The organism is Novosphingobium sp. CF614, from assembly GCF_900113255.1.
Taxonomy (GTDB): domain Bacteria; phylum Pseudomonadota; class Alphaproteobacteria; order Sphingomonadales; family Sphingomonadaceae; genus Novosphingobium.
Genome location: NZ_FOOR01000018.1, coordinates 21,697 through 33,635 on the forward strand (window position 1 = coordinate 21,697; position 11,939 = coordinate 33,635).

9 protein-coding genes are annotated in these 11,939 nt (G+C 64.3%); 3 read left to right on the plus strand and 6 right to left on the minus strand.

Annotation, left to right across the window (positions count from 1 at the left end; all coding sequences use genetic code 11):
- Window positions 1-42 precede the first annotated feature (42 nt).
- From BM052_RS15510 to BM052_RS15520, 3 genes are all read right to left on the minus strand, one after another.
- A complete protein-coding gene (locus tag BM052_RS15510) occupies window positions 43-2,439 on the minus strand; it encodes a TonB-dependent siderophore receptor (RefSeq protein ID WP_218151562.1) in 2,397 nt (798 codons plus the stop codon).
- Between the two features lie 181 nt (window positions 2,440-2,620).
- A complete protein-coding gene (locus tag BM052_RS15515) occupies window positions 2,621-3,580 on the minus strand; it encodes a FecR family protein (protein WP_091148369.1) in 960 nt (319 codons plus the stop codon).
- A 122-nt stretch (window positions 3,581-3,702) separates the two neighbouring features.
- Window positions 3,703-4,215, minus strand: coding sequence for an RNA polymerase sigma factor (locus BM052_RS15520; RefSeq protein WP_091148423.1), 513 nt, complete (start codon window positions 4,213-4,215; stop codon window positions 3,703-3,705).
- Window positions 4,216-4,537: 322 nt separating this feature from the next.
- Between BM052_RS15520 and BM052_RS15525 the strand changes: the two genes are divergently transcribed.
- The 3 genes from BM052_RS15525 to BM052_RS15535 all read left to right on the plus strand — a co-directional run bounded on the left by BM052_RS15525 (window position 4,538) and on the right by BM052_RS15535 (window position 8,127).
- Entirely contained in the window at window positions 4,538-6,721 is a 2,184-nt protein-coding gene (locus tag BM052_RS15525) for a prolyl oligopeptidase family serine peptidase (RefSeq protein WP_091148371.1), read from the plus strand.
- 114 nt (window positions 6,722-6,835) lie between these two features.
- Window positions 6,836-7,465, plus strand: a complete 630-nt coding sequence (locus BM052_RS15530) for a hypothetical protein (protein WP_091148372.1) — start codon at window positions 6,836-6,838, stop codon at window positions 7,463-7,465.
- A gap of 107 nt (window positions 7,466-7,572) precedes the next feature.
- Window positions 7,573-8,127, plus strand: coding sequence for a hypothetical protein (locus BM052_RS15535; RefSeq protein WP_255406193.1), 555 nt, complete (start codon window positions 7,573-7,575; stop codon window positions 8,125-8,127).
- 282 nt (window positions 8,128-8,409) lie between these two features.
- Here the strand turns inward: BM052_RS15535 and BM052_RS15540 are convergent, their stop codons facing one another.
- From BM052_RS15540 to odhB, 3 genes are all read right to left on the minus strand, one after another.
- Window positions 8,410-9,030, minus strand: coding sequence for an energy transducer TonB (locus BM052_RS15540; protein WP_091148373.1), 621 nt, complete (start codon window positions 9,028-9,030; stop codon window positions 8,410-8,412).
- Window positions 9,031-9,114: 84 nt separating this feature from the next.
- Window positions 9,115-10,530: a dihydrolipoyl dehydrogenase gene (lpdA, locus tag BM052_RS15545; RefSeq protein WP_091148374.1), complete on the minus strand. Its 1,416-nt coding sequence runs from the start codon at window positions 10,528-10,530 to the stop codon at window positions 9,115-9,117.
- A gap of 164 nt (window positions 10,531-10,694) precedes the next feature.
- Window positions 10,695-11,936, minus strand: a complete 1,242-nt coding sequence (gene odhB, locus BM052_RS15550) for a 2-oxoglutarate dehydrogenase complex dihydrolipoyllysine-residue succinyltransferase (RefSeq protein WP_091148376.1) — start codon at window positions 11,934-11,936, stop codon at window positions 10,695-10,697.
- Window positions 11,937-11,939: the final 3 nt, after the last annotated feature.

Consider the following 11,939-nt stretch of genomic DNA (forward strand, 5'->3'; position numbering starts at 1 on the left):
GGAACCGCGCACTTCTTCCACTAGATATAGATGTCGGTGACGCTACCAACGGTAGCGGACCGCACCGATAGCTTGAAGGCGGTTGCCGTAGAAGCAGCTCCCGTACGTGCAGTTCGATATATACTTCTTGTCCGCAAGATTTGTTGCATTGGCGCTGAAGCGCCAGCCTTCGGTTTCATAGGCCAACATGCCGTCGAAGACCGTGTAACCGGGCACCGTCAGATCCCCCGCCCACCAAATGGACGGTATGTCGTCCACATAGCGAGCGCCGAGCCCTACCTTGAAAGTGCCAGGCAGCGCCTGGACGGCAAAGCGATACTCGCCCCACACAGATGCCTGGTGGCGCGGAACGCCATGTTGCCGGTGGCCCAACTCGTCCGGATTATTGCTCTTGGTGATCTTGGCATCGGTGTAGGCATAGGCCCCGATCAGGCTGAACGATGCGCTCAGATTGGCCTTGGCTTCCAGTTCCACGCCGCGCGAGCGTACCTCACCAGTCTGATTGGCAAAGCTGTAATCAGGTGAATAGGACACCACGTTGCGCTGTTTCAACTGATACACCGCCGCCGATAGCAACACGTCCGATCCAACGGGCTGATAGCGCAAACCCAGTTCGACCTGCTCCCCGCGGGTCGGCTTCAACCGCTCACCCGCGCTGTCCGTGCCGCTCTGCGGCTCGAAGGACTGACTGAAGCTCACGAACGGCGCCAGGCCGTTTTCACCGAGATAGACGACACCGGCGCGCCCCGTGAACGCGCTGCTCTTGTCGGTGGTCCAACTGGGTGTGAAAAAGGGCGAGGTTCGGTCCCGCGACCAATCATGCCGCCCGCCGAGCACGATTACCCACCGCTTGCCAGCCTTGATCTGATCCGACAGGTAAACCCCGAAGCGATCCGATTTGCTCATGCTTGACCAGCCCATCGGCATGGGGTCGCCGGGTTTGGCGCCGTAGACAGGGGCGTAGATGTCGATCGGATCGATCGTGCGGGTATAGCGCTCGGTCTCGAAGTGCTGCCGTGTATAGTCGAACCCCATCAGGATTGTGTGGGTAAGGCCACCGGTCGCGCGCCGGACTTCGACCGAACTGTCACTACTGATCGTGGATGAGCGGTCCCATCGGTCATAGGCGGACCGGATCAAGCTACGCTGATCGGTATCAAGATAGTCCCCGCTGACGTTCGGGAACGCGATATCGGCCCGCAGCCAGCGCAGGCTGTTGTGGAGAGTCACGCCCTCCGCCAATCCGTGTTCGAACTGATAGCCGGCCGAAAGGATCTCGCCTTCATATTTGTCGTAGTCGGGCTCGCCGACGAAGAAGGTGCTCGGGATGGCGCCATTCGGATTGGCAAACAGCGTCCCAACCGGGGGAAGGCCATAGGCGTAGGTGGTGCGATTGCGCTGGTAAAAGCCGAGCAGGGTAAGCGAGGTGCCCGTCGCCGGCTGCCATTTCAGCGCCGGGGCAATATAGATCCTGTTGTCCGGCACATGGTCGATAAATGTATCGCTATCGCGCATCAGGCCGGTCAATCGGTAGGATAATGCTCCCCCTTCGGTCAGCGGTCCACCGAAGTCCGCCGATATCTGCTTGCGGCTATAATTTCCGAGTTCCAGATTGAGCTCGTGCAAGGGCGTATCGGTCGGCTTCTTGGTGATCGTGTTCACGATGCCGCCGGGCGCCGCGCTGCCGAACAGGACAGATGCCGCGCCGCGCAGGATCTCGATACGCTCCAGCCCATAGGGCTCCTGCTGTCCGTCATAGAGGTTGGCGGTATATTTGGTGCCATCGCGATAGATGCTACCGCCACCGGCATAGGCTTCGAAGCCGCGAACCATGAAGCCATCGGAAGTTCGATCATAGCCTTCGAGCCGGGCGATGCCCGGCGTATAGGCTAGAGCCTCGGTCAGGCTCTGGGCTTTCAAGGCCTCGACCTGATCGGCTGTCACCACCGAAACGGACTGGGGAATCTCGGTGATCGCCGTGTCGGTCTTGGTGCCTGTGGCCGTCCGTTTGGCAACATAGCCCACGACCGGGCCGGTTCCGCTCTCCTGAATATTGGCATAGCGACCGGTGGCACCCGCGCCATCTCCTTCGACTCGCACCGGGCCAAGTTGCACCGCGCCAGCCGCCGCTTGCGGCGCGCGTTCCAGCGTGAAAGCATTAGGGCCGGTCTGCCGGTAGGTCAGGCCCGTTCCGGCCAGTAGCCGGGACAGGGCTTCTACGGTGCCGAAGCTGCCCTTGAGGCCCGAACTGGACAAGCCGCTGGTTAACGCAGAATCGTAGACCAGTGCCACACCGCTCGCCTCGACAAAGCGATTGAGCGCGGCTGCAAGCGATCCGGCGGGAATATCATAGCTTTGCGACGCTTGGGCGTTGGCCGTTGCCGGTGCGATGAGCGTGCCGGTCGCCAGCACTGTCGCCGCGAGGAAGGCCGAAGCCATCGCTCTACAAACCCCTTGAGAAACTGCCGGTTCGCTCTTGAAAATCCGCACTGTCCTTCATCCCCCTATGAGAAAATGGGGAACCGTTTCTGCTAATGAGAACGATCCTCAATAGATAGAGACGTTTCGGATTTTCAGATGTAGACGTGCGCCGGAATCTTTTTCCGCCGCTGCCGCTCGGTCAGGAATGCAGGAAGATCAGCCGGTTCGTGATGCGCGTGGAACGGATGCCGAGTGTGTGTTGCAGGGTGCCGATCGCCCCGACCGGATCGTCGGTACGGAAACCGCCACTGACACGCCGAGCGGCGAGGTCTGCACCGATCACGCGGATGATGCCCGGATGATAGCGGTTCAGTTCCGCCACCACTTCGCCAAGCGGCCGATCGACGAACACCAGCACGCCGCGCGTCCAGGCAGTGGCGGCACTGGCATCAACGCGATGCGCCGGCTCAATTCCGCCGGGTCCGTAGCGCGTTGCCTGCCCTTCATCGAGATCGAGCGTCGCCATATACGGCGTTGGCCAGGCGACGCGCACCCGATGCTCCGTTACCGTGACATTCGTGCTTTCGTCATCGTGACGGACAATGAAACGCGTCCCAAGCGCCGTTGTCGATCCCTCGCCCGATCGCACGGTGAACGGGCGGGTTCGATCGGGTGCGACGGTGAAGGCCGCTTCTCCTTTCAGCAGGCGGATCACGCGGCGGTTGCCCGTATAGTCGATCGCGATGGCGCTGCCGGTGTTGAGTTGGACCATTGAGCCATCGTCCAGGGAAACATCGCGACGCTCGCCTGTTTCCGTCACCGCATCGGCGCGTATCCGTGTCGGCCAATCCTGGGCGCTGCCGACCAGGATCAACACGAGGCTGGCGGCCAAGGCTGGGCGGGCCCATTGCGACGACAGCCAAGCGCCCGGGCGCAGCCCCCGCGGCACTGTCGTCCTGCCATAGCGATCATGGAGCGCGGCCTTGACCTGGGCACCGCTCATGGTCCCCCAAAAGGCTTCGGCCTCGGCAAAGGCGCGGGCGTGCAGCGGATCGGCTGCAAGCCACGTTGCGAGGTCGCATTCGTCCCTCGCCGTCATGGTGCCCGCGTCACGCATCGCCACCCAGTGCGAAGCCGCGTCACGGATCTCTTTGGGCATGGGCCGTTCAGCCGCCAAGTCTTGCCTTCCCTGTCATACCCGGAACCGTGACAACACGAGCCGGTCATAGACTATGACGTTTGGAACCGGCGCATGTAGATGCGCGCCCGTGAAATATGGGCTCATTCGCCGTTATCTTGCATCCGTGCAAACAGATGGCGAAGCGCATTGTGCATATGACGCGCGACCATGCTGCGTGTGATGCCGAGCCGCTGGCAGATTTCATGGACGGGCATATCTTCCAGCTTGCGAAGGATGAACACTTCCCGGCACCTTGGGCTGAGGTCATCGACGGCACACATCAGGCGGTCAAGCTGCTCACGGTCGAGAAGCTGCTGTTCCGCCGATGGCGCATCAAGGGGAATGTCCAGCGCCGGTTCCCCCGAATCAAACAGCGCGTCATATCGCCGCTCGGCGCGCAACCGATCGGTCGCGAGATTCGAGGCGAGCCGGTAAAGGAAGGCCCGCTTATGGACTATGGGCGGATCGTCCTCGATCCGTTGCACACGCAGCCAGAGGGCTTGTGTCACATCCTCTGCCGCTGGCGCATTGCCGACAATTCTTTGCGCCACCCGCAACAGCGACGGCCGTTCACGCATCAGAAGGCGCGTCAGGGAAAGAGCATTGGTCGACATGGCGAACATTCCCTAACTCAAGTGCGAATGACTCGCAATTAGGGGGTGCGAAAACACCGGGCGCGCGACGGAAGCCGCTCGGGATCGGGCGCCTGCGACCCAAGGCTGAAACGGTAATGCGGTTATCCGTGATGCAACAACCCTCGGACAGGCGATCCCCGGCGAGCAGGGTGAGCAAAGTGGTTCGTATTTTCGGTTCGATGTTCTAGGGGAAGGGCGTAGTGCCAATCGCCCGATCGATCGCCCCGCCATCCCGGAGCAAGTTCAGGATAGCCGGCCACTTCGCCGGGCGGTCGGCATAAGGGGCTGGGGGAGAACAAAAATGCTTGGTTTGCGGGCGCTGATAGGCGGAGTGGCGCTGGCGATCTTGTCATGCGCTGCGGCGGGGCCCATCTGGGCGGAATCCATGCCTGAGATCACTTATCCCGAAACCCGCCGCGACTCGCTCGTCGAAACCCATTTCGGCCAGGAGATCGCCGATCCCTACCGCTGGCTGGAGGCCGACGTGCGCAACGCGCCCGAGGTGGCCGACTGGGTCGCGCGCGAAAACGCGGTGACCGAGGGGTATCTTGCCCGCCTGCCGCAGCGCGCGCGCTTCCAGGAGCGTATCCGCGCCTTCATGGACTATGAGCGCTTCGGCCTGCCGGTGAAGGCGGGCGGCCGTTATTTCTACATGCGCAACACCGGGCTGCAGAACCAGGCCCAACTGTTCGTGCGCGAGGGGCTTGCGGGCGAGCCGCGCCTGCTGATCGATCCGAACGGCTGGGCCAGCGACGGCGCCACCGCGCTCGACGCCTGGGAGCCTTCGGACCAGGGGAAATACCTGCTCTACAGCGTGCAGGACGGCGGCAGCGACTGGCGCATCCTGCGGGTGCTCGACGTGAAGACCGGCAAGTCGCTGGCCGACGAGATCCGTTGGGCCAAGTTCACCGGCCTGGCCTGGATCGGCGAGCAGGGTTTTCTCTACTCGCGCTTTCCCGAGCCGGAGCAGGGCGCCGCCTTCCAGTCGCTCAATTACAACCAGGCGGTCTACTTCCACCGCCTCGGCACGCCGCAGGCCCAGGACGAGCTGGTCTATGCGACGCCCGACCATCCCGATTACGGCCACACCGCGCAAGTGACGCAGGACGGGCGGATCGCGCTCATCACCAGCCACGTCGGCACCGATGCGCGGTACGAAGTGCGGGCGATCGACCTTGCGCACCGCGAGCGGGACGGCTGGAACGCCAAGCCCATCGTCACCGGCTTCACCGACGACTGGAAGCTCGTCGAAGGCGCGGAGCGCCGCCTGTGGTTCGTGACCAACCAGGACGCGCCGCGCTATCGCCTGGTCACGATCGACCTAGCCGCGCGCACTCCCACCTTCGTCGAACTGGTGCCCCAGCGCGAGGATATCCTGGAGCGTGCCGGGATCGTCGGCGACCAGCTCGTGCTCAATTACATGCGCGATGCCGCCAGCCATGCCGAGATCGTCGACCTTCGCGGCAAGCCCGGGCGCGCCTTGACGCTGAGCGGCATCGGCACGGCATCGGGCTTTCGCGGGCGGCCGGGCGATCCCGAGACCTTCTACGCCTTCACCAGCTTCAACTGCCCCGCCGCGATTTATCGCATGGACCTGAATTCGGGCGAAACCGTGCCCTTCGCGCAGCCCAGCCTGTGCTACGATCCCAGCGCCTATATCGTCGAGCAGCGCTTCTACCGATCGAAGGACGGCACGCGGGTGCCGATGTTCATCGTGCGCGCCAAGGCTGTGGCCAAGGCGGGCAGGCCGGTGCCGACCTTGCTCTACGGCTATGGCGGTTTCGACGTTTCGCTGACGCCGGGCTTTTCGGCGACGCGCATGGCCTGGCTGGAGGCGGGCGGGGCCTTCGCGCTCGCCAACTTGCGCGGCGGCGGCGAGTATGGGCGCGAATGGCACGACGCGGGCAGGGGCGCCAACAAGCAGAACGTGTTCGACGATTTCATCGCCGCGGCCGAGTTCCTGATCGACCAGGGCGTGGCGAAGAAGGACGGCCTCGCCATCCAGGGCGGCTCCAACGGCGGCCTGCTGGTGGGCGCGGTGGTGAACCAGCGGCCGGACCTGTTCGCCGCCGCCGTCGCGCAAGTGGGGGTGATGGACATGCTGCGCTTCGATCGGTTCACTGCCGGCCGCTACTGGGTCGACGATTACGGCCACCCGGACCGGGAGGAGGATTTCAAGGTGCTGCGCGCCTATTCGCCGTACCATAACATCCGCGCCGGCGCGGCCTACCCGGCGATCCTGGTCACCACCGCCGATACCGACGACCGCGTGGTGCCGGGGCACTCGTTCAAATACGCGGCGGCGTTGCAGGCTGCGGCGCTGGGCGACAAGCCGCACCTCATCCGCATCGAGACCCGCGCCGGCCACGGATCGGGCAAGCCGACCGACAAGGCGATCGAGGAAGGCGCGGATATCCTGGCCTTCCTGGCGCGATGGACCGGGCTGAAGCTGCCGGATGATGGGGAGGATCGTTCAGGAAAATAGTCAATTATCTGAACGTTGACTGCAAGGTCAGTTCAGCGTCGTCTCACGGGCCCCTTGGTAGACCATCCTCATCGCCGGACAAATGGGTCCGGCGCGATACGAGGATGACGAGCCATGCGGACCTTTATCAAGACCCTGGTCGGAACCGTCGCCGCCGGCACCATGGCGGTCACGGCGGCGACTCCGGCCCTTGCTGACAGCTACCGCCACGACACCTACCGCAACAACAGCCACCGCAGCGGCGGCATCGACGGCGGTGACGTGATCGCCGGGGCGCTGGTGATCGGCGGTATCGCCGCCATAGCCGCCGCCAGCAGCAACAACCGCGACGACGATCGCTACGACGTGCGCTATGACCGCGACTATCGCGGCGATCAGCGCGGCGATTACGGCCGTTATGGCCGCGCCCGCTACGGGATCAGCCCGCGCGACGCGGTCGAGCGGTGCGTCGCCGCCGCTACCCGCACCGCCAATCGCTACAGCTACGGCGGCAGTGCCAGGGTGACCGATATTCGCGATGTCGATCGGAGCGCCTACGGCTACCGGGTCGAGGGCCGCATCGCGGTCAATTCGATGGGCCGCGGCTGGCGCCATGGCGACCGTGACCGCGGCAATGGCTGGGGCAACGACTATCGCGGCTGGAACGGCGGGCTGCGCGGCTACGATGCCGGCAGGTTCGAATGCACCACCGATTATCGCGGCCGCGTCGCCGACCTCGATTTTTCGGGTATCCGCGGATTGTAAACCGCACATGAGCGGACAGGCGGTTCATGCCGAGGCAAGCATGAGCCGCCTATTCCGATACCCTGGGCGGCGCGGAAGGTGCGCCGCCGGAATGGGGATTTCACACGATGCCGATCCTGCGTTCGCGTGCCGCCGCCTCGCTTGCCGTGCTGGCGGCGCTTGCCATGACGGCGACGCCGGCCATGGCGGATGGCCGCGATGGCTGGCGCGGCGGCCGGCACCATCGTCATCATGACAATGGCATCGACGGCGGCGACGTGCTGGCCGGCTTGCTGGTGATCGGCGGCATCGCGGCGATCGCCAGCATGGCCAGCAAGTCCTCGGACAATTCGGACCGGGACGAGCCGCGCGCCGAACCCTATGGCTACCCCGGCGGTCCCGCGCCCGAGGATCGCGGCTATGGCCGGGCGCCGGCCGAGCCGGCCTATGCCGGAGGCGATTATCGGGACGGTTCCCGCACCGGCTTCTATGGCGCGGTCGATGCCTGCACCAGCGAACTCGAGCGCGGCGAACGCCGGATCGGCTCGGTCGACAGCGTGCGCCGCATGGGTGAGCGCTACAGCGTCGAAGGCCAGCTCGATGATGGGCGCGGCTATGCCTGCAGCATCGACGACGATGGCCGCATCCGCTCGGTCGCGGTCGACGGGCACGGGTTGATCTGATCCCGAATTCCCTTGACTGGAGCTGCAACTTTCCTCGTTTCGTCCCTTGCGAGCCGCCGAAGGCGGTGCGGCAATCCAGAGTAGTTTGCGTCGCCTGGATTGCTTCGGTGGCCTTGCCACCTCGCAACGACGAAGCGAATGGATGACTCTCACTCCAAGCAACTTGGCATGGTCCCGCAAAGGGCCGTAGTCCGAGGCGCTGATGCAGGGCCGATGGCTCTATGGTTTGTTCACGCTGGCGGGGGTACACGCGTTGTCTGGCACGAGGCGTCAGAAGGTTCGCTATTGTGGTGCGGCGGCGAATTTCGCCTCGGGGATATGCAGTCGCACCTTGGTCGTAGATACGTAACCGATCGGATTGCCTTGATTGTCCGTCCGGGGATACTGCTTCAGCAAGCTGCGACTGGCGCAGACTACATCGACGAGCAAGTTGTCGTTCTCACCTATATCGGGGCCGCAATCGACAATCGCGCCCGTCTGGTCGACGGCTGTCACCAACCGCACTTCGGCGCTGTCTGCCCCATGAGGAAGGTGGTTAACTTGCAGTTCAAAATCGGGGGCCAGCTTTAATCCCGCGAAGGGGTTCGTTTGATCCACCGACATCGAGATCCACGAACGCACGACACCAGGCACTTTCTTCCCATCGCGAAGCGTTGCCGGTTTACAGCGTTGCTTCATCAGTATGGGACAAATCTCCTTCGCAAGCTTGTCGTCGCCAAACGTCTGTCCAACCTCGCAGCGGATCGGCTTTCCCGCTTCATCAATCAACAGGTCGAAAGTTGCAGCGGCCGATTTACCCTGCCTTGCGGCCCAGGTTGGGTAACTTTGCAGCACACTCCGGGTAAAAGGCATACCCGTCGATGGCACGGCAAGAGTGGTCGCTGCGATCCAAATAACTGGCATCTCATTTCCCCCCGCCAATTAGATAGATGAATGGGATAGCCTCAAGAATGAGCATTTTGCTAGATCAAAGCGGCCGTCTTGCCCTCAAATATGGATCGGCTTGCCCGTCACTGCCATCGCCGCTTCCTTGATCGCCTCGGAATGCGTCGGGTGGGCGTGGCAGGTGTAGGCGATGTCCTCGCTGGTGGCGCCGAATTCCATGGCCTGCGCGGCCTGGGCGATCATCGTGCCGGCGACCGCGGCGATGCACCACACCCCCAGCACGCGGTCGGTCTGGGCGTCGGCGATCACTTTCACGAAGCCGTCGGGTTCGTGGTTGGTCTTGGCGCGCGAGTTGGCGAGCATCGGGAACTTGCCGACCTTGACCGGGCCGCGCTGCCTGGCGGCTTCCTCGGTCAGGCCGACTCCGGCGATCTCGGGCATGGTGTAGACCACGCCGGGGATCACCTCGTGATTGACGATGCCGGTGAGGCCGGCGATGTTCTCGGCCACGGCAATGCCTTCGTCCTCGGCCTTGTGCGCCAGCATCGGGCCGGGAATGACATCCCCGACCGCCCAGACGCCGTCGACCTTGGTGGCGAAGTCATGATCGGTTTCGATCTGGCCGCGCGCGTTGAGTTCCAGCCCGATCTTGTCGAGCCCCAGCCCTTCGGTGTTGGGGCGCCGGCCGATCGAGACCAGCACGACATCGGCTTCCAGTTTCTCGGTAGCGCAACCCGCCGCCGGTTCGACCGTGACGGTGGCCTTCCTGCCCTTGACCGTGACGCCGGTGACCTTGGTCGAGAGCTTGAGCGTCATGCCCTGCTTCTTGAAGATCCTGCCCGCTTCCTTGCGCACTTCGCCGTCCATCCCGGGCAGCAGCTGGTCTAGGAATTCGACGACGGTCACTTCCGCGCCCAGCCGCCGCCAGACCGAGCCCAGTTCCAGCCCGATCACGCCGCCGCCGATGACGACCATCTTTTTGGGGACGGCGGTGAGTTCCAGCGCGCCGGTGCTGTCCACCACCACGCCCCCGTTCTTGTTGCCGGGGTCGTTGTCGATCTCGACGCCGGGCAGGGGGGTGACCGAGGACCCGGTGGCGATGACGATGTTCCTGGCGGTGACGGACTTGCCCGCGACATCCACGGTGTGCGCATCCTTGAAGGTGGCGTAGCCTTTCAGCCAGTCAACCTTGTTCTTCTTGAACAGGAACTCGATGCCGCCGGTCAGGCCCTTGACCGCATCGATGCGCTGGCCCTGCATGGTGGGAAGGTCGAGCTCGGGAGTGACCTTGACGCCCATCGCCGCCATCCTGCCGCTGGCCGCCGCCTCGAAGTATTCCGAGGCGTGGAGCAGGGCCTTGCTCGGGATGCAGCCGACATTGAGGCAGGTGCCGCCCAGCGTCTCGCGCCCTTCGGCGCAGGCGGTCTTCAGCCCCAGCTGCGCCGCGCGGATCGCCGCGACATAACCGCCGGGGCCGGCACCGATGACAAGGACGTCGTAGTCGTAGTTCTCAGCCATGGAGGCCTCCGTGGCGCGCGGGCTTCGACAAGCTCAGCCTGGGCGGGTTTGGGTCAATCATAAGGGGGTTGGTTTTTCCTCCCCTCCCCTGAAGGGGAGGGGCTCGATGCTCCACCTCCGCTCATCCCGAGCTTGTCGAAGGATGTCGCGCAACGTTTCCGTCCTCAAAGATCGATCAGCAGCCGCGTCGGATCCTCGATCGCTTCCTTGATGGTCTTGAGCGCGGTAACCGCCTCGCGGCCGTCGATCAGGCGGTGGTCGTAGCTGAGTGCGATGTACATCATCGGGCGGATGACGATCTGGCCGTCGCGCACCACCGGGCGATCCTCGATGCGGTGGAGGCCCAGCACGGCGGACTGCGGGGGGTTGATGATCGGGGTGCTCATCAGGCCGCCGAACACGCCGCCGTTGGAGATGGTGAAAGTGCCGCCCTTCATGTCTTCCATGGTCAGCGTGCCGTCCTTGGCGCGCTTGCCGAAGTCGGCGATGGCGCTTTCGATGCCGGCGAAGGAAAGCTTGTCGCAGTCACGCACCACCGGCACGACCAGGCCGTTGGGTGCGGAGACCGCGATCGAGATGTCGATATAGTCGTGGTAGACGATCTCGTCGCCGTCGATCTGCGCGTTGACTGCCGGAATGTCCTTGAGTGCGAGGACCGAGGCCTTGGCGAAGAAGCTCATGAAGCCCAGCTTGATGCCGTGCTTCTTCTGGAACAGGTCCTTGTACTTGTCGCGCGCGGCGATGACGGCGGACATGTCGACGTCGTTGAAGGTGGTGAGGAGGGCGGCGGTTTCCTGCGCGCTCTTGAGCCGCTTGGCGATGGTCTGGCGCAGGCGCGTCATCTTGACGCGTTCCTCGCGCCGCGCCGGCGCCGCATCGGCCGGAGCCGAGGCACTGGGCGCGGGGCTGGCGGGCTTGGCCCTGGCGGCGGCGACGACGTCATCCTTGGTGATGCGGCCGTCCTTGCCGGTGCCCTTGATGGTCGAGGGATCGATCCCGTATTCGAGCACCGCGCGGCGCACCGCGGGCGAGAGCACCGCGGCATCCGAAGAAGCTTCCTCGGCGCTGCGAGCCGGAGCGGGCGCGGCGGGCTGCGCCGGCGCATTGGCCTTCGGTGCCTCGGGCGCGGCGACTTTCGCGATGGGAGCCGGGGCCGGAACCGTGCCGGTGCCTGCCTCTATCGTGGCGATCAGCGCGCCGACGACAACGGTGTCGCCTTGCTGCGCGAATTGCTGGCCCATCACGCCGGCATGCGGCGCCATGACGTCGATCGCGACTTTGTCGGTCTCCAAGCTGGCGATCGGCTCGTCGGCGGCGACGGCCTCGCCGGGCTGCTTCAGCCACTGGCCGATGGTGGCCTCGGACACGGACTCGCCGAGCGTGGGAACCTTGATTTCGGTGGACATGAT